Origin of the sequence: Variovorax endophyticus (assembly GCF_025376855.1) — a bacterium.
Lineage (GTDB): Bacteria > Pseudomonadota > Gammaproteobacteria > Burkholderiales > Burkholderiaceae_C > Variovorax.
This window is the reverse complement of sequence record NZ_JAHUTH010000001.1, coordinates 107,252-131,570: the sequence shown is the minus strand read 5'-3', so window position 1 is coordinate 131,570 and position 24,319 is coordinate 107,252. Positions and strand designations below refer to the sequence as shown.

Annotated in this window: 17 protein-coding genes; 11 read left to right on the top strand and 6 right to left on the bottom strand. The window is 69.0% G+C overall.

Translation table 11 applies throughout. The features are described from left to right. Positions 1-45: 45 nt before the first annotated feature. From KV106_RS00560 to KV106_RS00545, 4 genes are all read right to left on the bottom strand, one after another. The gene (locus KV106_RS00560; protein ID WP_057596419.1) at positions 46-1,278 is read right to left on the bottom strand and encodes a branched-chain amino acid ABC transporter substrate-binding protein; all 1,233 of its coding nucleotides are present in this window, start codon (positions 1,276-1,278) and stop codon (positions 46-48) included. A gap of 200 nt (positions 1,279-1,478) precedes the next feature. Next, the gene (locus tag KV106_RS00555; RefSeq protein ID WP_057596420.1) at positions 1,479-2,708 is read right to left on the bottom strand and encodes a branched-chain amino acid ABC transporter substrate-binding protein; all 1,230 of its coding nucleotides are present in this window, start codon (positions 2,706-2,708) and stop codon (positions 1,479-1,481) included. Positions 2,709-2,857: 149 nt separating this feature from the next. Further along, positions 2,858-4,486 carry a 3-(methylthio)propionyl-CoA ligase gene (locus KV106_RS00550; protein WP_261205656.1) on the bottom strand — a complete coding sequence of 543 codons (1,629 nt, stop codon included), beginning with the start codon at positions 4,484-4,486 and terminating at the stop codon, positions 2,858-2,860. 203 nt (positions 4,487-4,689) lie between these two features. Then, a complete protein-coding gene (locus KV106_RS00545) occupies positions 4,690-6,489 on the bottom strand; it encodes a carboxylesterase/lipase family protein (protein WP_261205655.1) in 1,800 nt (599 codons plus the stop codon). A gap of 132 nt (positions 6,490-6,621) precedes the next feature. Between KV106_RS00545 and KV106_RS00540 the strand changes: the two genes are divergently transcribed. The 7 genes from KV106_RS00540 to KV106_RS00510 all read left to right on the top strand — a co-directional run bounded on the left by KV106_RS00540 (position 6,622) and on the right by KV106_RS00510 (position 12,569). After that, positions 6,622-7,737, top strand: a complete 1,116-nt coding sequence (locus KV106_RS00540) for an AraC family transcriptional regulator (RefSeq protein ID WP_082322247.1) — start codon at positions 6,622-6,624, stop codon at positions 7,735-7,737. Positions 7,738-7,781: 44 nt separating this feature from the next. Continuing rightward, entirely contained in the window at positions 7,782-9,305 is a 1,524-nt protein-coding gene (locus tag KV106_RS00535; protein ID WP_261205654.1) for a protein adenylyltransferase SelO, read from the top strand. Further along, positions 9,302-9,715 (top strand): peptide-methionine (R)-S-oxide reductase MsrB, encoded by a 414-nt coding sequence (gene msrB, locus KV106_RS00530; protein WP_057597047.1) that lies wholly within the window; start codon positions 9,302-9,304, stop codon positions 9,713-9,715. The genes KV106_RS00535 and msrB overlap by 4 nt, the downstream gene beginning before the upstream one ends. A gap of 43 nt (positions 9,716-9,758) precedes the next feature. After that, positions 9,759-10,304: a septation protein A gene (locus tag KV106_RS00525; protein ID WP_057597048.1), complete on the top strand. Its 546-nt coding sequence runs from the start codon at positions 9,759-9,761 to the stop codon at positions 10,302-10,304. A gap of 2 nt (positions 10,305-10,306) precedes the next feature. Then, positions 10,307-10,591, top strand: a complete 285-nt coding sequence (locus tag KV106_RS00520; protein ID WP_057597049.1) for a BolA family protein — start codon at positions 10,307-10,309, stop codon at positions 10,589-10,591. 135 nt (positions 10,592-10,726) lie between these two features. Then, positions 10,727-11,512 carry a peptidylprolyl isomerase gene (locus tag KV106_RS00515; protein ID WP_057597050.1) on the top strand — a complete coding sequence of 262 codons (786 nt, stop codon included), beginning with the start codon at positions 10,727-10,729 and terminating at the stop codon, positions 11,510-11,512. 115 nt (positions 11,513-11,627) lie between these two features. Next, on the top strand, positions 11,628-12,569 hold the full coding sequence (locus KV106_RS00510; protein ID WP_261205653.1) for a helix-turn-helix domain-containing protein: 942 nt from the start codon (positions 11,628-11,630) through the stop codon (positions 12,567-12,569). Between the two features lie 10 nt (positions 12,570-12,579). On the opposite strand, the gene rnk is transcribed toward KV106_RS00510, so the two are convergent. Together rnk and purL are read right to left on the bottom strand one after the other, a co-directional pair. Further along, positions 12,580-13,017, bottom strand: a complete 438-nt coding sequence (gene rnk / locus KV106_RS00505) for a nucleoside diphosphate kinase regulator (protein ID WP_057597052.1) — start codon at positions 13,015-13,017, stop codon at positions 12,580-12,582. 350 nt (positions 13,018-13,367) lie between these two features. Further along, positions 13,368-17,408 (bottom strand): phosphoribosylformylglycinamidine synthase, encoded by a 4,041-nt coding sequence (gene purL / locus KV106_RS00500; RefSeq protein WP_261205652.1) that lies wholly within the window; start codon positions 17,406-17,408, stop codon positions 13,368-13,370. Between the two features lie 185 nt (positions 17,409-17,593). On the opposite strand from purL, the gene map reads away from it, so the two are divergent. The 4 genes from map (at position 17,594) to KV106_RS00480 (ending at position 24,220) form a co-directional block, all read left to right on the top strand. Next, complete coding sequence (gene map, locus KV106_RS00495) at positions 17,594-18,418, top strand: type I methionyl aminopeptidase (RefSeq protein WP_057597054.1); 825 nt, start codon at positions 17,594-17,596, stop codon at positions 18,416-18,418. A gap of 31 nt (positions 18,419-18,449) precedes the next feature. Further along, positions 18,450-21,056, top strand: a complete 2,607-nt coding sequence (locus KV106_RS00490) for a [protein-PII] uridylyltransferase (RefSeq protein WP_057597055.1) — start codon at positions 18,450-18,452, stop codon at positions 21,054-21,056. 115 nt (positions 21,057-21,171) lie between these two features. Next, positions 21,172-22,191, top strand: coding sequence for a sensor domain-containing diguanylate cyclase (locus tag KV106_RS00485; RefSeq protein ID WP_261205650.1), 1,020 nt, complete (start codon positions 21,172-21,174; stop codon positions 22,189-22,191). Positions 22,192-22,195: 4 nt separating this feature from the next. Then, positions 22,196-24,220 (top strand): sensor domain-containing diguanylate cyclase, encoded by a 2,025-nt coding sequence (locus KV106_RS00480; RefSeq protein WP_261205649.1) that lies wholly within the window; start codon positions 22,196-22,198, stop codon positions 24,218-24,220. The last annotated feature ends 99 nt before the right edge of the window (positions 24,221-24,319 follow it).

The window sequence follows — 24,319 nt, the reverse complement described above, 5'->3', positions numbered from 1 at the left end:
CCGAGTGTTGAAGTCGGGCCTCGACCGTTCAGGGGCGTCCCGCGTTCAGGAGGGCCGCTTCATCTGGCACGTGGTGGGCGTGCTCGCCACGTAGGCTTCGTAGTACTTGACCGGGGCCAGCGTGTAGCCGGTGTTCTCCGGGCTGTACGGGTTCTTGGCGTCGGCCTTCTGCCAGCGCGTGATCCACAGGCCCTGCTGCAGCTGGTGGTCGGCCTTGCGCATCTCGACGTCGCCGTTGAAGCTCTTGAACTTCATGCCCTCGAGCGCCGCGGCCACCTTGACCGGCTCGGTCGACTTGGTGCGCACGAAGGCTTCGCTGAGCATCGCGTAGACGGTGTAGATGTCGGTGGTGTAGAGGTCGTCGTTGAAGCGCTTCTTGAACTCGCCCATCAGCGGCTGCACCGGGCCCGGCGCGTTGTAGTGGCTGTAGCCGACCTGGTAGACCTTGCCGTCCGAGGCCGCGCCCATGGCGGTCGGCGTGCCGTTGGTGACGGCGTAGTAGGTGTAGAACTTGACGTTGAGGCCGGCGTCGTTGGCCGACTTGATCAGCAGCGCGAGGTCGGAGCCCCAGTTGCCGGTGATCACGGTGTCGGCGCCCGAGGCCTTGATCTTGGCGATGTAGGGCGCGAAGTCGCGCACCTGGGCCAGCGGATGCAGGTCGTCGCCGACGATCTCGACGTCGGGGCGCTTGGTCTTGAGGTTTTCCTTCGCGAACTTCGAGACCTGCTGGCCGTGCGAGTAGTTCTGGTTGATCAGGTAGACCTTCTTGATCTCGGGCTGGTCCTTCATGAAGGTGGTCAGCGCCTCCATCTTCATCGAGGTGTCGGCGTCGAGGCGGAAGTGCCAGTAGCTGCACTTGCTGTTGGTCAGGTCGGGATCGACGGCCGCGTAGTTGATGTAGAGCACTTCCTTGCCGGGGTTGCGGGCGTTGTGCTTCTCGAGCGCGTCGATGATGGCCAGCGCCGGGCCCGAGCCGTTGCCCTGCACCACGTAGCGCGCGCCCTGGTCCATGGCCGAGCGCAGCGCGGCGGTGGTTTCCTGCGGGCTGAGCTTGTTGTCGATGCCGATGACCTCGAACTTCACGCCGGCCGCGTTCTTCTTGTTGAATTCCTCGGCCAGGAACTGGAAGGTCTTGAGCTGGTTGGTGCCCACCGCGGCCATCAGGCCCGACAGCGGGTCGAGCCATGCGATCTTGACGGTTTCACCCTTCTGGGCCAGGGCGCCGGCGGCGCTCGCGGCAAGGATGGCTGCGGTAGCGATTTTCAGAGTGAACTTCACGATCTATATCTCCTGGTCAAACCGAATCAAAAAAGCCTTGCACGAGCGTACAAGCGTTCCCTGCCCCTCCCCTCAGGGATTGCCCGTAAGGGGAGTGCCGGGAAGCCCGGTTTCTATCGCGCAGGCGACAGCGCATTTCTCCAATTTCTACCCGGCGGTAGGCTTTGCTACCTTTGGGTAGGAAATGCACATGAACGCGCTCAGGGACGCTTCATCTGGCAGGTCGTCGGCGTGCTCGCCACGTACGACTCGTAGTACTTCACGGGAACGTTGGTGTAGCCGGTGTTCTCGGCGTCGTAGGGGTACTTGGCGCTGGCCTTCTCCCAGCGCGCGATGTACAGGCCCTGCTGCAGCTGGTGGTCGGTCTTGCGCATCTCGACCTCGCCGTTGAAGCTCTTGATCTTCATGCCCTCGAGCGCGGCCGCGACCTTGACCGGATCGGTCGACTTGGTCTGGACGAAGGCGTTGTCGAGCAGCGCGAAGGCATGGAAGATCGACGCCTGCGTGAGGTCGTCGTTCATCTTCTTCTTGAATTCGCCGAGCAGGCGCTGGATGTCGCCACCCATGTTGTAGTGGGCATAGGCCACGGTGTAGACCTTGCCCGCGGAGGCCGAGCCCATGGCCGTGGGCGTGCCGGCGCCGGGCGCGTAGTAGGTCAGGAACTTGACGTTGAGGCCCGCGTCGTTGGCGGCCTTGATCAAGAGCGACAGGTCGGAACCCCAGTTGCCGGTGATCACGGTGTCGGCGCCCGAGGCCTTGATCTTGGCGATGTAGGGCGAGAAGTCGCGCACCTGGGCCAGCGGATGCAGGTCGTCGCCGACGATCTGGATGTCGGGCCGCTTGGTCTTGAGGTTCTCCTTGGCGTACTTGCTGACCTGCACGCCGTGCGCGTAGTTCTGGCCGAGGATGTAGACCTTCTTGATGTCCGCCTGGTCCTTCATCCAGGTGGTCAACGCCTCCATCTTCATCGAGGTGTCGGCGTCGAGGCGGAAGTGCCAGTAGCTGCACTTGCTGTTGGTCAGGTCGGGGTCGACCGCGGCGTAGTTCAGGTACAGCAGTTCCTTGCCCGGGTTGCGCGCATTGTTCTTCTCGATCGCATCGATGATCGCGAGCGCCGGGCCCGAGCCGTTGCCCTGCAGGATGTAGCGCGCGCCCTGGTCCTGGGCCGAGCGCAGCGCGGCGGTGGTTTCCTGCGGGCTGAGCTTGTTGTCGATGCCGATGATCTCGAACTTCACGCCCGACGCGTTCTTCTTGTTGAATTCCTCGGCCAGGAACTGCGTGGTCTTGAGCTGGTTCGTGCCCACCGCGGCCATCAGGCCCGACAGGGGGTCGAGCCAGGCGATCTTGACGGTCTCGCCCTTCTGGGCGAAGGACGCGCCGGCTCCGGCCAGCAGGGCGCACACGGCGATGGACTTGAGGGCAAAACGCATGAAGGTCTCCAGGTTGTAGGGCGGCTCGATCGGCTGCCTTTGCAGCGTACAAGCGCGCTTTTTTCGTTCGCACAGGGATTGCCCGCAAGCCGGGCCGCGGCGGTGGCCGTGCTATCGCCTAGGCGACACAGCCGGCGCCGCAACCCGCTTCAGAGGCCGGGCAGCTTGTAGTCCTTGAGCTGCTCGCGCAGCCGGGTCTTGAGGATCTTTCCGGTGGCGCCCAGCGGAATCGCCTCGACGAAGACCACGTCGTCGGGGATCTGCCACTTGGCGGTCTTGCCTTCGTAGAACTTCAGCAGTTCCTCGCGCGTGACCTCGGCGCCGGGCTTCTTCACCACCGCGACGATCGGGCGCTCGTCCCACTTGGGGTGGTGCACGCCGATGCAGGCCGCCATGGCGATGGCCGGGTGCGCGACCGCGATGTTCTCGATGTCGATCGAGCTGATCCATTCGCCGCCGGACTTGATCACGTCCTTGCTGCGGTCGGTGATCTGCAGGTAGCCGTCGGCATCGATGGTGGCGACGTCGCCGGTGGGGAACCAGCCGTCGATCAGCGGATCGCCGCCCTCGCCCTTGAAGTACTCCTTGATGATCCACGGGCCCTTGACCAGCAGGTCGCCGTAGGCCTTGCCGTCCCAGGGCAGCTCGTTGTTCTCGCCGTCGACGATCTTCATGTCGACGCCGAAGATCGCGCGGCCCTGCTTGAGGCGCACCGTGAGCTGCTCCTCGGGCGACTGCTTCAGATGCTTGTTCTTGAGCGTGCACAGCGTGCCCAGCGGGCTCATCTCGGTCATGCCCCAGGCATGCAGCACCTCGACGCCGTAGAGGTCCTGGAAGGCCTTGATCATGGCCGGCGGGCAGGCGGAGCCGCCGATCACGGTGCGGTTCAGCGTGCTGAACTTCAGGCCGTTGGTCTGCATGTGGCCCAGCATCATCTGCCACACGGTGGGCACGCCGGCCGCGAAGGTCACGCCCTCGCCTTCGATCAGTTCGTAGACCGACTTGCCGTCGAGCGCCGGGCCCGGGAACACCAGCTTGCAGCCCACGAGCGCGGCCGAGTACGGAATGCCCCAGGCATTGACGTGGAACATCGGCACCACGGGCAGCACCGAGTCGCGCGCCGAGATGCGCATCACGTCGGGCAGCGCGGCGGCGTAGGCATGCAGCATGGTCGAGCGGTGGCTGTAGAGCGCGGCCTTCGGGTTGCCGGTGGTGCCGCTCGTGTAGCACATGCTCGAGGCCGAGTTCTCGTCGAACACCGGCCACTGGTACTCGGTGGACTGGCCGCCGACCCAGTCCTCGTAGCTCACGAGGTTGGGCACGCCGCTGTCGACCGGCAGCTTGTCGGGGTCGCACAGCGCGACCCACTTGCGGATGGTCGGGCACTTGGCGTGCACGGCCTGCACCAGCGGCAGGAAGGTGAGGTCGAAGCACAGGATCTGGTCTTCGGCGTGGTTCGCGATCCACGCGATCTGGTCGGGATGCAGGCGCGGGTTGATGGTGTGCAGCACGCGGCCGCTGCCGCTGACGCCGTAGTAGAGCTCCAAGTGGCGGTAGCCGTTCCAGGCCAGGGTCGCGATGCGGTCGCTGAACAGCAGTTGCTCGCCGTCCAGCGCATTGGCCACCTGCCGGGAACGCGATGCGATGTCGCTCCAGGTACAGCGGTGGATGTCGCCCTCGACCCGGCGCGAGACGATCTCGCCGTCGCCGTTGTGGCGCTCGACGAACTCGATCAGCGACGAGATCAAAAGCGGTCGGTCTTGCATCAAACCCAGCATCTACAGGCTCCTTCTTTCAACAAAATTCAGCGGTTTTCAGGACTAGCGCGATTCACGCAATTTATGTGCGTTCGCACAATGACAGAAACCCGCAGTCTGCGGACACCGATCTGTCGTCCAGACGACAGCCGGCGTCCGCCGGAGCATGCAGGCACCGTGGCGGCGTTGGCCGCCACGGTGGTGTACGCAGCCACTGCACCGTCTCAGGGCGCGCTGTTCTGCAGCTGCGTCTTGCTCGCGTCGAGCACGATCTTGCGCGGCCAGTTGGGCCAGGTCACGCCCAGGCCCGCATGGTTCGGATCGCCGGTGCGCGCGAACGCGGACAGGCTGCCGACCATCGCATCCGACAGCGCCTCGCGGCCCGGGCGGTTCGCCTCGCCGTAGGCGAACGAGAAGATGCCGGTGCCGAAGTTGTGGAACATGAACACCGTGTCGAGCCCGTGCGTCGCGCCATAGACGGTGTTGAACGGCGCCACCTGCTGGCTCCAGTCGAAGCGGTAGTACCAGGTCTTGGTCGGCAGGTACCTGGCAACCGAATCGATCTGCGGCGGCAGGATGTTGAGGAAGATCGCGTTGGTCGCGAAATCCGAGGCCGCCTTCCAGCCGGTCAGCGGTTTACCTACCGGCAGGTAGGGCGCGTTGATCAGGTCGGCCTCGGTGAGCGTGGTCGGTACGTCGGGATTGAAGGTGTACTGCAGGCCGAAGCGCTCGTAGTCGGTCGGCTTGAAGCCCAGGCCCTGCCCCGTGAAGGTGCCGAACAGGTTGGCGAACAAGGTACCCTCGTCGCGCGTGTTGCCGATCAGCATCGGCACCTTGTTGAAGCGGCCGGCGGCGACCTCGGCGACCGAGTTCACGGGCAGGATGGTGCCGTCCTCGATCGGCGCGGGCGCATTGCCCAGTTGCGGGTTCGCGAGCACGACGCTCAGCAGCTTGTTCGCCGACAGGCCGCGCAGGTAGCTCGCGATCTGCGCATCGGTCTGCGAGGCCACCCAGGCGTTGGCCGCGGTGGTGTCGGCGGCCTTGCCGTCGGCGATGGCGATGGCCGCGAGCAACCCCTTCGAATAGGTCTGCGCGGTGGCGCGCGTCGAGAAGGCGATCCCGCCGCTCAGCGGCACCGCCTTGTGCAGCAGGCCGGCCGACGACGGCGACACCACCAGGCCCCAGGTGTTGACCGCGCCCGCCGACTGCCCCATCACCGTGACGTTGCCCGCGTCGCCGCCGAAGGCGCCGATGTTGGCCTGGATGAACTTCAGCGCCTGCATCTGGTCGAGCAGCGCGAAGTTGCCCGAGTCGTTCTTCGCCTCGCCGTTCTTGAGCTGCGGCAGGTCGAGCCAGCCGAGCACGCCCAGCCGGTAGTTGATCGTCACGACGACGGCATTGCCGCGCTTGGCGAGCTGGGCGCCGTCGTAGCCCGGATCGGCCGTGTAGCCCGAGATGTTGCTGCCGCCGTAGATGTAGACGATCACGGGCAGCTTGGCGCTGTCGTTGCTCGGGCGCCAGATGTTGAGCGTGAGGCAGTCCTCGTCGCCCACCGGTTTGCCGAAGCCCTCGCGGGTGGCGAGGCCGAACGGCGCGTCGCCGGGCGCGGGGCTGAAGTAGCGCCCGCCCTGGGCGCAGCTGTGGCCGAACTTGCTCGCGGCGCGCACGCCCTCCCAAGGCTTGGGATCGGCGGGCGGCGCCCAGCGCAGGTTGCCGACCGGCGCCTGGGCGAACGGAACGCCCTTCCAGGAAAAGGTGCCGGTGGCGGCGCTGTCGTCCGTGCCCTCGATCTTGCCGGCGGTGGTCTGGCGCACCATCGGACCGTCGGCGGCCGGGGGCGGCGCGGGCGGCGGCGGGGGCGGCGGCGCCACCGGGAGGAACCCGCTCGGCCCCGAGCCGCCGCCACCGCAGGCCACCAGGCCCAGGCTGGCGGCCGCGATCGCGGCCATGGCGATGGCCGAGGCCACCTTCGTCTTCTGTCCTGCCGTACCCTGGCTTTTTCGTGCCGTTGCCGTTGCTTGCATGTGTTTGTCTCCACACCGGGTTAATCGGAATTCCTGCGTCGGCGCCCGGCAGCCATACTCCGGCCCGCCGAACCCGAAAAAAATTCTAGGAACGGGTGCTGTTTCCACCGCTATCGCAAGCGAGCCAATCGAATGACTTCAGGAGCCTCCAACCCGCGCCATGCGCGCCGGCCTGCACGCCGTCCGGGCTGCATGCCGCAGCCCGAGCTGCGCACCAGCTCGTCGGCATGGCTCGAGGGGGTGCTGAGGATGTTCGAGGCCGAGGGCCTGGACGTGCCCTCGCTGCTGCGCGACGCCGGCTTCGACCCCGAGTCGCTGCTGCGGCAGAACGCGCGCATCCCGGTCGACGAGGTCACCGTGCTGTGGCAGCTGGCCGTGGCGCGCGCGGGCCGGCCCACGCTGGGCCTGCACCGCGGCCTGGCCGCCACCCACAGCAAGCTGGGCACCGTCGCCCACGTCATGGCCTGCTGCGTCGACCTCGGCGAGGCGATGGACCGGCTCGCGCGCTACATGCCCGTGATCTCCGATGCCACCGCCTTCTCGGTGCAGCCCGAGGCGCGCGGCCGCTGGATGGTGATGCAGCACACGGGCGGCAGCCTGCCGATCCCGCGCCAGCGCGTCGAGTACGCCCTGCTCACCATGCTGATGCAGTGCCGCTGGCTGATCCGGCGCGAGATGGAGCCGCTGGCGATCGAGTTCGCCTATCCGCCCCCCGACGACGACCGGCCGCACCGCGAGGCCTTCGGCTGCGAGGTGCGCTTCGGCGCCCCGGCCAACCGCATGTTGCTGTCGGCCGCCGACCTGGCGATGACGCTGCCGACCAGCCACCCCGAGCTCGGCGAGATGCAGGAACACCTGCTCGACGACCAGCTCGACCAGCTGGGCCAGACCACCACCAGCACCCTGGTCTGCGCCGAGATCGCGCGCCGCCTGCCGCACGGCGAGCCGCGCCGCCAGGACGTGGCCTCGGGCCTGGGCCTGGCCGAGCGCACGCTGCAGCGCCGGCTGCAGGAGGAGTCGGTGTCGTTCCAGGCGCTGCTCGACCGCACCCGGCGCGAACTCGCGCAGCAGTACCTGGCGCAGGAGCGCCACACCCTGACCGACGTGGCCGACCTGCTGGGCTTCGTCGACAGCAGCAACTTCTTCCGCGCCTGCAAGCGCTGGTTCGGCCTGCCGCCGGCGCAGTACCGCACGCGGCTGTGGCATGGCGAGGGCGCCAACCTGCCGCTGCTGCGCGCCGCCGCCTGACCGCCCCCGGCCTGGGGTCTCGTGGTCTGCCGGACAATCGGGCCATGACGCCCACGAGCCCGCTTGCCGAAGCAACCCGCACCGATCCAGCCGGAACCCGGCCCGAGAACGCCGACCTGGGCCTGGAATGGGTCGAAGGCTTCGCGGCGCTGGGCCCGCGCTTCTTCACCGAGCTGCGCCCCACCCCGCTGAGTTCGCCCACGCCACCGTACTGGGTCGGCCACAGCGACCAGGTCGCGCGCGAACTGGGCCTGCCCGAGGACTGGCGCAGCGACGCGCTCCTGGAGGCGCTCAGCGGCAACGTTCCGCTGGCGGGCGCGCGGCCGCTGGCCAGCGTCTACAGCGGCCACCAGTTCGGCGTCTGGGCCGGCCAGCTCGGCGACGGCCGCGCCATCCTGCTCGGCGAGACCGCGGGCGGCCTCGAGATCCAGCTCAAGGGCGCGGGCCGCACCCCCTACTCGCGCATGGGCGACGGCCGCGCCGTGCTGCGCTCGAGCATCCGCGAGTTCCTCTGCAGCGAAGCCATGCACGGCCTGGGCATCCCGACCACGCGCGCGCTGTGCGTGACCGGCTCGGACGCGCGCGTGCGCCGCGAGGAGATCGAGACCGCCGCGGTGGTCACGCGGGTGGCACCGAGCTTCATCCGCTTCGGCCATTTCGAGCACTTCGCGGCGAACCAGCAGCACGCGGAACTGCGCGCGCTGGCCGACTACGTGATCGACCGCTACTACCCGGCCTGCCGCCACAACGGGCGCTTCGGCGGCAACCCCTATGCGGCGCTGCTCGAGGCCGTGAGCGAGCGCACCGCCACCCTGCTGGCCCACTGGCAGGCCGTGGGCTTCTGCCATGGCGTGATGAACACCGACAACATGAGCATCCTGGGGCTCACCATCGACTACGGACCGTTCCAGTTCCTCGACGGCTTCGATCCGCGCCATATCTGCAACCACAGCGACACCGGCGGGCGCTATGCCTTCAACCAGCAGCCCAACGTGGCGTACTGGAACCTGTTCTGCCTCGGCCAGGCACTGCTGCCGCTGATCGAGGACCAGGAACTCGCGCTGGCCGCGCTCGAGCCCTACAAGAGCGCCTTTCCGAACGCCTTCGAGAACCGCATGCGCGCCAAGCTCGGCCTCGCCGACGCGGCCGATGGCGACCGCCAACTGATCGAGGACGCGCTCAAGCTGCTGGCGGCCGAGAAGACCGACTACACGATCTTCTGGCGCCGCCTGGCCCAGTACCGGGCCGACGGCAACATCGAGCCGGTGCGCGAGCTGTTCATCGACCGCGCCGGCTTCGACGCCTGGCTGCTATCGTTTCTGGAGCGCCACAACCAGATCCCGCGCGAGCAGGCCGCCGAACTGATGCTGCGCAGCAATCCGAAGTACGTGCTGCGGAACCACCTGGGCCAGCAGGCCATCGAAGCGGCTGACCGCAAGGACTTCTCGGGCGTGGCCACCTTGCTCGGCCTGCTGGAATCCCCATTTGAAGAACATCCCGGCGCCGATGCGTATGCCGGGTTCCCGCCCGACTGGGCTTCCACGATCGAAATCAGCTGCTCATCATGAACACACCCGTCCAGAAAACCGATGCCGAATGGAAAGCGCTGCTCGCCGAGAAGGGCGCCGAACCGGCCGCCTTCGAGGTGACCCGCCACGCGGCGACCGAGCGCCCCTTCACGGGCAAGTACGAAGCCCACTGGGACGACGGCACCTACCACTGCGTGTGCTGCGGCGCCAAGCTGTTCGAGTCGGCCACCAAGTTCGACGCCGGCTGCGGCTGGCCCAGCTTCTCGGAGGAAGCCGTGCCCGGCGCGATCCGCAACATCGTCGACCGCTCGCACGGCATGGTGCGCACCGAGAATGTCTGCGCCAATTGCGGCGCGCACCTGGGCCACGTCTTTCCCGACGGACCGACCGAGACCGGCCTGCGCTACTGCATGAACTCGGCCTCGCTGGATTTCCAGAAGAAGCCCTGAACGGCGCCCTCCTTTTCCCTCCGGCCCCTCGCCATCCGACTGCATGAAACTGATCCTCGACTTCTTCCCGATCCTGCTGTTCTTCGGGGCCTACAAGCTCGCCGACATCTACACCGCCACCGGCGTGCTCATGGCCGCCACGGTGGTGCAGATGGCGATCATCTACGCGATGGAACGCAAGCTGCAGGCGATGCAGAAGGCCACGCTGGTGCTGATCCTGCTGTTCGGCACGCTCACGCTGGTGCTGCACGACGACCGCTTCATCAAGTGGAAGCCGACCGTGCTCTACGGCGCGATGGCGGTGGCGCTGGCCGTGGCCCTGTGGGCCTTCCGCAAGAACTTCCTGAAGATGCTGCTGGGCTCGCAGCTCGAGCTGCCCGACCGCATCTGGATGCGGCTGAACATCGCATGGATCGGCTACTGCCTCTTCATGGCCGCCATCAACGGCTACGTCGCGGCCTACTTCACGACCGAGGCCTGGGTCAACTTCAAGCTCTGGGGCTACGCCTTCCCGATCGTGTTCCTGGTGGCGCAGGGGCTGTACATCTCGCCGCATCTCAAGAGCGGCGACGACAAGCCGGCGGCCTGAGCATGAACGGCACCACCGCTTCGCATCCGCTGCCGACCGTGGCGGCCCTCGAGGCCGCGCTGCGCGCCGCGCTGCGGCCGACGGCGCTCGAGGTCATCGACGAGAGCGCCGCGCACGCGGGCCACGCGGGTGCCAATGCCGAGGGATTCGGCACCCATTTCCGGGTCCGCATCGCCTCCCCGCTGTTCGAGGGAAAGCCACGCGTGGCGCGTCATCGGCTTGTGTATGATGCCCTCCAACTTTTCATCGCACAGGGTCTGCACGCCATCGCCATCGAGGTGCTCTGAGTCGTCCATCCACCGCCAGCCTCCGGCTGCCGGGCCCGGTTCTCCGCGGCGGCGCTCCCTCCCCTGTGTCTTTCCTCCGGTTTCCTCCACGCGCACTTTCATCCAACGCGCATTTCTCAGCCTGACATTCAATCCATGAAAAAACAAATCTTGCAGGCCGTCGCGGCCGCAGCGCTGCTTGGTGCCGTTCCCATGGCTGCCCTGGCGCAGAACGCAGCCATCGTCAACGGCAAGGCAGTGCCCAAGGCACGCATGGACGCGCTGGCCCAGCAGCTGGCCGCGGCCGGCCGCCCGGTCACGCCCGAGATGCAAGGCCAGCTGCGCGAGGAAATCGTGGCGCGCGAAGTGTTCATGCAGGAAGCGCAGAAGCAGGGCCTCGACGCCACCGAGGACTACAAGAACCAGCTCGAGCTCGCGCGCCAGGCGATCCTGATCCGCGCCCTGTTCGAGAACTACCGCAAGACCAATCCGGTCTCGGACGCCGACGTGAAGGCCGAGTACGACAAGTTCGTCGCGGCCAATGGCGGCAAGGAATACAAGGCGCGCCACATCCTGGTCGAGACCGAGGACCAGGCCAAGAAGATCATGGCCGACCTCAAGAAGGGCGCCAAGTTCGAGGACATCGCCAAGAAGCAGAGCAAGGACCCCGGATCGGGCGCCAATGGCGGCGACCTCGACTGGGCCAACCCCGCCAACTTCGTGCCCGAATTCTCGGAAGCGATGATCAAGCTCAAGAAGGGCGAGACCACGCCGGCCCCGATCAAGACCCAGTTCGGCTGGCACATCATCCGCGTCGACGACATCCGCCAGGCCCAGCTGCCGAAGATGGAAGACATCAAGCCGCAGATCACGCAGCAGCTGCAGCAGCAGCGCCTGCAGAAGTACCAGGAAGACCTGCGCGCCAAGGCGAAGATCGAGTAAGCGGCGCGCCCTGCCCGCCCTCTCTCATGAAAAAAAACGGCCTTCGGGCCGTTTTTCTTTGGGCTTGTTTCTTGCAAGAATCCGCGGCGCGCCATCGGCGCGGAGGGTGTCGACCATGGGCTTCTACCACTCGACCGAGGCGCTCGCGCCGCGGCACAAGACCGAATTCTGGCGCGAGTCGGTGTGCCGGCGCCTGATACCGGCGCGCGGCGAATTCGCACGCGACTTCGACGGCTGCCTCTCGGGCCAGCAGCTCGCGAGCCTCACGGTGTGCCGCATGCAGTCGAAGCCGCACACCTTCATCCGCACCGACCAGCTCGCGCGCATCGCGCCCGACGACGACATCGTCGCCGCCTTCTTCCAGCGCGGCCAGGCCAACATGGCGCAACAGGGCCGCACGCTGCGCGCGGCGGCCGGCGACATCGTGCTGTACGACGCGGCCCGGCCCTTCGTGCACGAGCTCGCGCCCGAATCGCTGCTGCTGGTGCGCTTTCCGCGCCAGCAACTGCTGTCGCGCTTTCCGAAGGCCGAGCACATGATGGCGCTCAAGATCGCCGACGGCAGCTCGCTGGCCGGGTTGCTGCACGGCATGGCCGAGGAGGCGCTGCGCTTCGAGACGCGCGATGCCGCCCTGCCCGCGCAGGCGCGCTTCGCCGCGGCCTTCCTCGACACGCTGAGCGCCGCGATGGAGCTGCAGGACGTGGCCGAGGGCGCCGCCGCGGCGACGCGCCACGGCTCGATCTACGAGAAGGCCGTGCGCTACATCGACGCCCACCTGGACGACACCGGCCTCTCGATGGCCGAGGTGGCCGAGGCCGCGCACGTCTCGCCGCGCACGCTCACGCGCGTGTTCGCGGCCCACGGCACGACGGTGATGCATCACCTCTGGAAGCGCCGGCTCGCGCAGAGCTTCCACATCCTGTCGGAGGGCCGCGTGCAGCAGGTCACGCAGGCCGCCTACCAGTGCGGCTTCAGCGACCTCTCGCATTTCTCGCGCGCCTTCAAGAGCGCCTACGGCACCACGCCCGGCAGCCTGCTGCACGGGGCCGCCAGCTGAAGCGACGGCTTCAGCGCAGGTATTCGCCCGCTGCCTCCGGCTGGAACTGCAGCGCCACCACGCGCGCCGAGCCGTGCACGCCGGCCGGCGTGGTCCATTCCACCACCTGCCCCACGCGCGCGCCCAGCAGGCTCGCGCCCACCGGCGACATCACCGAGACCTCGCCTTCGGCGGGCTTGGCATCGCGCGGATAGCACAGCGTGATCGTGTAGCGCTCGCCGCGCGCGGGGTCCTCGAGCTCGATGCGCGAGTTCATCGTGACGAGGTCCGGCGACGCGTCCTGCGGCGCCACGACCTCGCTGCAGTCGAGCATCTCCTCGAGGGCCAGCGCGACCGGGTCGCTGGCGCCGCGCGTCTGCAGCGCGTGCGCGGCGAGCTTGTGCAGGCGCGCGTGGTCGAGCTGGGTGAGGGTTCGTTCGAGTCGCGTGAACGAGGCGGTGGCTTGCATGGATCGCTCCTGATGAAGTGAAGGCGTGCCGCGGGCTCCATCGAGGGAGCGGGATGAGGCGGACGCGCCGACGCGCGGGCTTGGAGGAGGCCCGGCGATCAGGAAGTGCGCGAAAGAAGAACGGGAGGAGGAAGGATCGCCGGGCTCAGGAATGCCAGGGCGATCGGCGCTTGAGCGCCGTCATCCGCGCCGCGCGGCGCCGGCCACGCGCGAGCGCGCCCGGCAGGGCCGGTGCGGTCAGCGTGGGAGCGGAAGTGCGCAGCATGCGGCCGAGTCTACCGGTCCCGTCGCGCAGGCGGCCATCAAAGGCCCCACCGGCCTTGCCGGATTGGGACCCTTGCCGTCGGCGATCAGCCCACCCAGCGGCGGGCGTTGCGCCAGATGCGCATCCAGGGGCTGCGCTCGCTCGCGTCGCCGCCGTTCCAGCTCATCTGGATGTTGCGGAACACGCGCTCGGGATGCGGCATCACCGCGGTGAAGCGGCCGTCGGCCGTGGTCACCGAGGTCAGGCCGCCGGCGCTGCCGTTCGGGTTGAACGGGTACTGCTCGGTGGGCTGGCCGTGGTTGTCGACGAAGCGCATGGCCGCGATGGCCTTCGAGGCATCGCCGCGATGCTTGAAGTTGGCGTACCCCTCGCCATGCGCGACCGCGATCGGCAGCCGCGCGCCGGCCATGCCCGCGAAGAACAGGCTCGGCGAATCGAGCACCTCGACCATCGACAGGCGGGCCTCGAAGCGCTCGCTCTGGTTGGTTGTGAAGCGCGGCCAGGCCTCGGCGCCGGGGATGATGTCGGCCAGCTCGGCGAACATCTGGCAGCCGTTGCACACGCCGAGGCCGAAGGTGTCGGCGCGGCCGAAGAAGCGCTTGAACTCGTCGGCCAGGCGCTGGTTGAAGGTGATGCTGCGGGCCCAGCCGATGCCGGCGCCCAGCGTGTCGCCGTAGCTGAAGCCGCCGCAGGCCACCACGCCCTTGAAGTCGGCGAGCCGCGCGCGGCCGGCCTGCAGGTCGGTCATGTGGACATCGAAGGCCTCGAAGCCGGCCTCGTTGAAGGCATAGGCCATCTCGACGTGCGAGTTCACGCCCTGCTCGCGCAGGATCGCGACCTTGGGCCGCGAGGCCAGCACCGCGGGTGCGGCGGGCTCGGCAGGCTCGACGGCAGCCGGCAGATGCCAGTGCAGGCCCGGGTCGGCGGGCTCGCCGGCCGCCGCGTGCTCGGCATCGGCGCAGGCCGGGTTGTCGCGCTCGCGCGCGATCTTCCAGCTCACCGAGTCCCAGACCTGGTGCAGGTCGTGCAGGCTGGCGCTGAACACCGACTTGGCATCGCGCCACACCTCGAGCTTGCCCTTGCCGGCCTCGATGGCCGAGCTCGCGGGCCGGGTCTTGCCGACGAAATGGCTGTGGGTGCTCAGGCCGTGGGCGCGCAGCACCTGCATGACCTCGTTGCGCTCGGCGGTGCGCACCTGCAGCAGCATGCCGAGCTCCTCGTTGAACAGCGCCTTGAGCGTGAGCTCCTCGCGCCGCGCGCTGACCTGCTGCGCCCAGTTCTTGGCGTCGCCGGTCTCCATGCGGCTGTCGGAGATGCCGTCGCCCTCGGTGACCAGCATGTCGACGTTGAGCGCCACGCCCACATGGCCCGCGAAAGCCATCTCGCAGGCGGCGGCGAACAGGCCGCCGTCGCTGCGGTCGTGCATGGCGAGGATCTTGCCGTCGGCGCGCAGTGCGTTGACGGCATTGACCAGTGCCACCAGCTGCGCCGGATCGTCGAGGTCGGGCACGGTGTCGCCGCTCTGGCCCAGCGTCTGCGCCAGGATGCTGCCAGCCATGCGGTGCTGGCCGCGGCCGAGGTCGACCAGCACCAGCGTGCTGTCCTCCTCATTGGCGTCGAGCTGCGGCGTGAGCGTGCCGCGCACATCGTCGAGCGAGGCGAAGGCGCTCACGATCAGGCTGACCGGCGAGGTCACCTTCTTCGTCTCGCCGCCCTCCTTCCACTGCGTGCGCATCGACAGCGAATCCTTGCCGACCGGAATCGAGATGCCCAGCGCCGGGCACAGCTCGAGGCCGACGGCCTTGACCGTGGCATAGAGCGCGGCGTCCTCGCCGGGCTCGCCGCAGGCGGCCATCCAGTTGGCCGACAGCTTGACGCGCGACAGCTCGATCGGCGCCGACAGCAGGTTGGTGATGGCCTCGGCCACCGCCATGCGGCCCGAAGCAGGCGCGTCGTAGGCGGCCAGTGGCGTGCGCTCGCCCATGCTCATCGCCTCGCCCGCGAAGCCCTGGTAGTCGGCCAGGGTCACGGCGCAGTCGGCCACCGGCACCTGCCACGGGCCGACCATCTGGTCGCGGTGGCTCAGGCCGCCCACGGTGCGGTCGCCGATGGTGATCAGGAAGCGCTTGGAGGCGACGGTCGGGTGCGACAGCACGTCGATCGCGGCCTTCTGCAGGTCGACGCCCGTGAGGTCGAGCGGCCGGAAGCTGCGCGCCACCGACTGCACGTCGCGGTGCATCTTGGGCGGCTTGCCCAGCAGCACGTCCATCGGCATGTCGACCGGCTGCAGCGCGGCGCCCTCGTCGGCCACCAGCAGCTGCCGCTCCTCGGTCGCCGCGCCGACCACCGCGAAGGGGCAGCGCTCGCGCTCGCAGAAGGCCTTGAACTGTTCGAGCGATTCGGGCGCGATCGCCAGCACGTAGCGCTCCTGGCTCTCGTTGCACCAGATCTCCTTCGGCGCCATGCCCGATTCCTCGAGCGGCACCGCGCGCAGGTCGAAGCGCGCGCCGCGACCGGCGTCGTTGGTCAGCTCGGGGAAGGCATTGCTCAGGCCGCCCGCGCCCACGTCGTGGATCGCGAGGATCGGATTGGCCGCGCCCTGCTGCCAGCAGTGGTTGATGACCTCCTGCGCGCGACGCTCGATCTCGGGGTTGCCGCGCTGCACCGAGTCGAAGTCGAGCTCGGCCGCGTTGGCGCCGGTGGCCATCGAGCTGGCGGCGCTGCCGCCCATGCCGATGCGCATGCCGGGGCCGCCGAGCTGGATCAGCAGCGAGCCGGCCGGGAAGCGGATCTTCTTGGTCTGCGTGGCGTCGATGCTGCCGAGGCCGCCCGCGATCATGATCGGCTTGTGGTAGCCGCGCTGCACCGTGTCGAGGTCGCTCGCCAGGGCCTGCTCGTACTCGCGGAAGTAGCCCAGCAGGTTGGGCCGGCCGAACTCGTTGTTGAAGGCGGCGCCGCCCAGCGGGCCCTCGGTCATGATCTGCAGCGGGCTCGCGATGTGCTCGGGCTTGCCGTAGTGGCCCTCCTCGGGCCAGAGCTTCGAGACCGTGAAGCCGGTCAGGCCGGCCTTGGGCTTGGAGCCGCGGCCGGTGGCGCCCTCGTCGCGAATCTCGCCGCCGGCGCCGGTCGAGGCGCCCGGGAACGGCGAGATCGCCGTCGGGTGGTTGTGCGTCTCCACCTTCATCAGCACGTGGGTCAGTGCCGTGTCCTTGGTGTAGGCCGGCGCGCTCGCGGCGCCGGCGCCGCGCGGGATGAAGCGCTCGACCTCGCCGCCCTCCATCACCGAGGCGTTGTCGGCATAGGCGATCACCGTGTGCTGGGGGTTCTGGCGCTCGGTGTGGCGGATCATCGAGAACAGGCTCTGCGGCTGCGCCGCGCCGTCGATCGTGAAGTCGGCGTTGAAGATCTTGTGGCGGCAGTGCTCGCTGTTGGCCTGGGCGAACATCATCAGCTCGACGTCGCTGGGATTGCGGCCCAGCTTCGTGAAGGCATCGACCAGGTAGTCGATCTCGTCCTCGGCCAGCGCCAGGCCGAAGCCGGTGTTGGCTGCCTCCAGCGCCGCGCGGCCCTGGGCCAGCACGTCGACCGTCGCCATGGGCTGGGCCGGCAGCTCGCTGAACAGGCTGGCGGCCTGGTCGACCGTGGCGAGCACCGATTCGGTCATGCGGTCGTGCAGCGGGCCGGCCGCGGCGGCCAGCGCCTCGCCCTCGAGCACCGGCGCCTTGCCCAGCAGCGGGGCCTTGAGCTTCAGGTGGTATTGGGTGACGCGCTCGACCCGGCGCAGCGCCAGGCCGCAGTTGTGGGCGATGTCGGTGGCCTTGGAGGCCCAGGGCGACACGGTGCCCAGGCGCGGCGTGACGACCACCGCCGCCGAGGCCTTGGCGGCGGGCGCCTCGAAGGGCTCGCCGTAGCTCAGCAGCGCCGCGAAGCGCTCGCGGCCCGCGGCGTCGAGCGCGCCGTCGGTCACCACCAGGTGCACGAAGCGCGCGGCGATGCCCTCGATGCGCGGATCGACGGCCTGGAGCTTCGGCAGGAGCTGCCGCGCGCGGAATTCGCTGAGTGCGCTGCCGCCCTCGAAGATGGTTACGACGGGAAGGGCTGTGGAAACGGAAGCGGACTGCGTCACGATGGGTGGGGCCTTGGGGCCGCGTTGGGCTTTGGAGAGGTCTGGAAATCCGTGGGCGGGCGGCCGCTGACTGGGGCCGTCCGCGCAGGACGCGAATTTTAGGTCATGGCGAAAGCCTCGCCCGGGCGGCCGGCCAGAGCCCGTTCGGGCGCTGATTTCTTCGCCCGGATGGGATAATTCCACGCATGAGCATTACCTACAAAGACGCCGCGGGCATCGCCGCCATGCGCGTCGCCTGCCGCCTCGCGTCCGAGGTGCTGGACTACCTCACGCCCTTCATCAAGCCCGGCATCACGACCAACGACGTCGACCGCCTGGCCGCCGAGTACATGGTCAAGCAGGGCACCACCTCGGCCACGGTGGGCTACATGGGCGCCAGCAGCGTGCCCTTCCCCAAGTCGCTGTGCACCTCGGTCAACCACGTGGTGTGCCACGGCATCCCGAACGACAAGCCCCTGAAGAAGGGCGACATCATGAATGTCGACGTCACCGTCATCAAGGACGGCTGGTTCGGCGACAACTCGCGCATGTACGTCGTGGGCGACGCCTCGATCGCGGCCAAGCGCCTGTGCCACATCACCTTCGAGGCCATGTGGCACGGCATCCTGCAGGTGCGCCCCGGTGCCCACCTGGGCGACGTCGGCCATGCGATCCAGAAGTTCGCCGAGGGCCAGGGCTTCTCGGTGGTGCGCGAGTTCTGCGGCCACGGCGTGGGCCAGCGCTTCCATGAAGAACCGCAGGTGCTGCACTACGGCCGCCCGGGCACCATGGAAGAACTCAAGCCCGGCATGATCTTCACCATCGAGCCGATGATCAACGCCGGCAAGCGCGACGTGAAGGAAGACTTCAAGGGCGGGCAGTACGACGGCTGGACCATCGTCACGCGCGACCATTCGCTCTCGGCCCAGTGGGAGCACACGGTGCTGGTCACCGAAACGGGCTACGAGGTGCTGACCCTGTCCGAAGGCAGCCCGCCGCTGCCGTCGTTCGTGAGCGCCATCAAGACATGAGCCGCGCGGCCGGCCGCGCCACCCCACCGCCATGATCGAAGCCGCTCGACACGACGTCGCGACGCTGCGCGAAGCCTACCGCGCGAAGAAGCTCGCCCTTTTCGAAACCCTGCGCTTCGCGCGCGCGCCCACGCGCAGCGTGCACACGGTGCTGCGCCAGCTCGCGGCGCTGGCCGACGAGAACCTGCAGACGCTGTGGCAGGACGCCGATTTCGGCGACGGTCTGGCGCTGGTGGCGGTCGGCGGCTACGGGCGCGGCGAGCTGTTCCCCTACTCCGACGTCGACGTGCTGCTGCTGCTGCCGCCCGAGGGCGGCGAGCAGGCGGTCGAGCCGGCGCGGCTCGAGGCCTTCATCGGCCAGTGCTGGGACGCCGGCCTGGAGATCGGCTCGAGCGTGCGCACCATCGAGGAATGCCTGGCCGAGGCCGAGAAGGACGTCACGGTCCAGACCTCGCTGCTCGAGGCGCGGCTGATCGCGGGCGACAAGAAGCTGTTCGCCACCTTCCGCAAGCGCTTCGGCACGGTGATCGACCCGCAGGCCTTCTTCATCGCCAAGTCGCAGGAGATGCGGCACCGGCACCAGAAGTTCGACAACACGCCCTACGCGCTCGAGCCCAACTGCAAGGAATCGCCGGGCGGCCTGCGCGACCTGCAGACCATCCTCTGGGTCGCCAAGGCCGCGGGCTTCGGCAGCCGCTGGGACGACCTGGCGCGCAACGGCCTGGCCACGCCCTTCGAGGCGCAGCAGATCAAGCGCAACGAGGCGCTGCTGTCGCTGATCCGCGCGCGGCTGCACGTGATCGCCAACCGGCGCGAGGACCGGCTGGTGTTCGACCTGCAGACCGCGGTGGCCGCGAGCTTCGGCTACGTGAGCGAATCGCAGCGCAAGTCGAGCGAGGCGCTGATGCGGCGCTACTACTGGGCCGCCAAGGCGGTCTCGCAGCTCAACCAGATCCTGCTGCTCAACATCTCGGAGCGGCTGCAGCCGATCGACGAGCAGCCGACGCCGATCAACGAGCGCTTCTTCGAGCGCGCCGGCCTGATCGAGATCGCGCGCGACGACCTCTACGAGAGCGAGCCGCACGCGATCCTCGAGACCTTCCTGCTCTACCAGAAGACCATCGGCGTGAAGGGCCTGTCGGCGCGCACGCTGCGCGCGCTCTACAACGCGCGCCATGTGATGGACAGCAAGTTCCGCAACGACCCGGCGAACCACGACACCTTCATGCGGATGCTGCAACAGCCCTACGGCATCACGCATGCCTTCCGGCTGATGAACCAGACCTCGGTGCTGGGGCGCTACCTGCGCGTGTTCCGCAGCATCGTGGGGCAGATGCAGCACGACCTGTTCCACGTCTACACGGTCGACCAGCACATCCTGATGGTGCTGCGCAACGTGCGGCGCTTCTTCATCGCCGAGCACGCCCACGAGTACCCGTTCTGCTCGCAGCTCGCGGCCGGCTGGGACAAGCCCTGGCTGCTGTACGTGGCCGCGCTGTTCCACGACATCGCCAAGGGCCGCGGCGGCGACCATTCCACGCTGGGCGCGCGCGACGTGGCGCGCTTCTGCAAGCAGCACGGCATCTCGCGCGAAGACTCGAAGCTGATCGAGTTCCTGGTCTCCGAGCACCTGGTGATGAGCCAGGTGGCGCAGAAGCAGGACCTGAGCGACCCCGAGGTGATCGGCGCCTTCGCGCGCCGCGTGGGCAACGAGCGCTACCTCACGGCGCTGTACCTGCTGACCGTGGCCGACATCCGCGGCACCTCGCCGCGCGTGTGGAATGCCTGGAAGGGCAAGCTGCTCGAGGACCTCTACCGCTACACCCTGCGCGCGCTCGGCGGGCGCATGCCCGATCCCGACACCGAGGTCGAGTCGCGCAAGCGCGAGGCGCTGGTGCAGCTCGCGCTGCATGCCCAGCGCTTCGAGGCGCACAAGGCGCTGTGGGACACGCTCGACGTCGGCTACTTCATGCGCCACGACGCCAGCGAGATCGCCTGGCACGCGATGCAGCTGTCGCGCTTCGTGCCGCCGAAGAACGTGCCGATCGATCCGGCCGCGCCGCCCGTGGTCCGCGCGCACCTGTCGCCGGTGGGCGAAGGGCTGCAGGTGGTGGTCTACACGCCCGACCAGCCCGACCTGTTCGCGCGCATCTGCGGCTACTTCGACCAGGCCTCGTTCAGCATCCTCGACGCCAAGGTCCACACCGCGAGCAACGGCTACGCGCTCGACACCTTCCAGGTGGTGACCACCTTCCTGCCCGACCACTACCGCGACCTGATCAACATGGTCGAGACGGGGCTCGCGCAGACCCTGACCGAGGCCGGCGCCCTGCCGCTGCCGAGCATGGGCCGGGTGTCGCGCCGGGTGCGCAGCTTCCCGATCAAGCCGCGCATCAGCCTGGTGCCCGACGAGAAGGCGCAGCGCTGGGTGCTCAGCATCTCGGCCAGCGACCGCGCCGGCCTGCTCTATTCGGTGGCGCGCGTGCTCGCGCGGCACCACCTGAACCTGCAGCTCGCCAAGGTCACGACCCTGGGCGAGCGGGTCGAAGACAGCTTTCTCATCAGCGGACCCGAATTGCAAGGCCAGCGCACGCAGGCCGCGATCGAGACCGAGCTGATGGAAGCCCTGGAGGCCTGAGTGGCCAGCCCGGCGGCCCGCTCCGCCGGGCCTCTTTCGCGACAAAAGTTCACAAATTCTTGTGAATTGAATACCAAATGTTTCTTTTTTCTGTCCAAACGGCAGAATGCACCCCATGGACACATTGCTGACCCAGCTTTCGAGTTCCGTATCGTCGGCCAGGACCCTCGAGGACCTGACCCGTCCCATGCTCGAGATGCTCGAGGCCGTGACCGGCCTGGAATCGACCTATCTCACGCGCATCGACCTGGAGCAGGGGCTCCAGCACATCCTGTACGCGCGCAACGCGCGCCAGTTGCAGATCCCCGAAGGCCTCGCCGTGCCCTGGGGCGACACCCTGTGCAAGCGCGCCCTCGACGAGGGCCGCGTCTACACCGACAACGTCGCCGAATGCTGGGGTGATTCCGATGCCGCGCGCCAGCTCGGCATCCAGACCTATGTGAGCACGCCGGTGCGCACCGACAGCGGCGGCCTCTACGGCACGCTGTGCGCGGCCAGCGCCGAGCGCCAGCCGCTGCCGGCCAACGCCACCAACGTACTGGGCCTGTTCGCGCGGCTGATCGGCCACCAGGTCGAGCGCGAGCAGCTGTTCCAGCGGCTCTCGGCGGCCAATGCCGAGCTCGCCACCCATGCCGCGACCGATGCGCTGACCGGCCTGCCGAACCGGCGCGCCTTCCTCGAGGGCCTGCGCCGCATGCTGGCCCAGGGCCAGCGCGACGGCACCGGCGTGCTGGTCGCCTTCGTCGACCTCGACGGCTTCAAGAAGATCAACGACCTGCACGGCCACGAGACCGGCGACGACTTCCTGGTGGAGATCGCGCGCCGGCTGCACGGCACGCTGCGCGCCGGCGACCTGCTGGCCCGCCTCGGCGGCGACGAGTTCGTGGTGGTCGGTCCGGGCCCCGCGCTCGCGGGCGGCGAATCGCCGGCCGCGGCCGAGGCGCTCGGCCAGCGCGTGGCGGCCGCCACGGTCGGCCACTTCCACCTCGGCGCGGTCGAGATCGGCTACGGCGGCGCCAGCGTGGGCGCGGTGGCGGTCGATCCGCGCTTCACCACGGCCGAGGAGGCACTGCGCCTGGCCGATGCCGCGATGTACCTCGAAAAGCGCGGGCGCAGCGGCCGACCGCACGGATGATCTGATGATCGGCCGGCCACGCGGGCGCCTCGAGCGCGTGTTCGGATCGCTCAAGGTCCGCCTCACGCTGGGCGGCATCGTGGCGCTGGCCCTGGGCATCGCGCTGAGCACCAGCGTGCTGCTGGGCATCGCCGAGCGCGACCTGCTCGCCGCGCAGCAGCGCCGCGAACTCGGCGAGTCGGCCCGCACCGCCGCCCTGCTCTCGCGCAGCGTGGTCCAGCTGCAGCGCGCGCTGCTGTCGGTCGCCGAATCGCTCGACGAGGCCACGCTCGACGACCCCGCGGCGCTGGCGCGCTTCATGGACAGCAAGCCGATCCTGCGCGGGCTCTTCACCGTGCTCTACATCGCGCGCCCCGACGGCGAAGTGCGCATCCTGGTCGATGCCGAGAACGGCGTCTCGCGCCCGCCGCTGCCGCTGACCCAGCGCAACTACTTCCGCCGCACCCTGGCCGAGGGCCGGGCGATCGTCTCGGAGCCGCTGAACGGCCCGTTGTCGGGCGAGCCGATCGTGGTGTTCACCCAGCCGGCGCGCAACGCCTCGGGCATCTACGCGGTGTTCGGCGGCGTGCTGCGGCTGTCCAGCCGCGACCTGCTCGACGGCCTGGTCGACCCGCAGGCCGGCGACGACAACGCGCTGCTGGTCGTCACCACGCTCGACGGCCGCGTGCTCGCGCATCCCGACCGGCGCCGGATCATGGGCTCGCTCACCGACGAACCGCGCCTGGGGCAGGCCTTCAAGGCCTGGACCGCCGAGCACAGCCCGGCGGAACCCGCGGGCGTGGCGCTGCCGCAGCCCGGCGAGATCGCCAGCGCCGCCGGCGTGGCCGGGCCCGACTGGATGGTGTGGCGCACCCGGCCCCAGTCCGAACTGACCGCGCCCTTCGCCACCGCGCGCGCCCAGTCGCTGCGCTGGGCCGGCCTGATCGTCGCGCCGCTGGCGCTGGGGCTGCTCGCGCTGCTGTGGTGGGGCCTGCGGCCGCTGCGCCTGCTGGAGCGGCGCGCCCAGCACCTGTTCGACGGCAGCATGGGCGCGGCCGACGGCTGGCCGCGCGCCGGCGGCGAGATCGGCCAGCTCGGCAACGTGCTGCGGCGCGTGGGCATCCAGCGCGCCGAGCTCGAGCGGCTCAACAGCGAGAGCATCGCCAAGCTCGGCTCGGTGATGCGCGCGGCGCCGGTCGGCATCGCGCTGGTGCGCGACGGGCGCTTCGACCTCGCGAGCGACGAGCTCTGCCGGCTGCTGGGCTGCGCGCGCGAGGACCTGCTGGGCCGGCTGACCGGCAAGGTGCTGGTGCCGCCCGAGCCGGGCGAAACCCCGCTGGCCGCGCTCGAGGCACTGGCATTCGGCGCCGACCAGGCCTACGTGGGCGAATGCCAGGTGCAGCGGCCCGACGGCAGCCGCTTCTGGGCCCGGCTGCGCAGCAAGCCGGTGGACGTGGCGCGCATGGAGCTCGGCACGATCTGGATCCTGACCGACATCGACCAGCAGCGCCGCATCCGCGCGGCGCTCGAATGGTCGGCCGCGCACGACAGCCTGACCGGGCTGGCCAACCGCCAGCGCTTCGAGGCCCATGCGCAACGGCTGATCGCGGGGCTGCCGGCCACCATGCCGGCCGCGATGGTCTTCATCGACCTCGACAACTTCAAGCGCGTGAACGACACCGGCGGCCACCTGACCGGCGACGCGATGCTGCGCGCGGCCGCCAGCGCCATCGCCTCGCGGGTGCGCGCGGGCGACCTGGCGGCGCGGCTGGGCGGCGACGAGTTCGTGCTGCTGCTCGAGCGCTGCCGCCATGCCGATGCGGTGCGCGTGGCCGAGGCCATCGTGGCCTCGATCGCCGAGATCGCCATGCCCTCGCTGCCCGCGGACCTGCGCATCGGCGCGAGCATCGGCGTGGCCAGCCTCACGCCGCAGACGCGCAGCGTCGAGGCCTGGCTGCATGCGGCCGACGAGGCCTGCTATGCGGCCAAGACCGCTGGCCGCGGCGTGGTGCGAGCGGGCTCGGCGCCGGCCGAGCGCATGCCGGGCTGAAGCGGCCGAACTTCGACATCCTCATCGTTTCGTCGCCAATCCGCCACACGCTGGAACGGGCACCCGCGCCTCCGCGCCCCAGCCATCCGGACCTCCTGG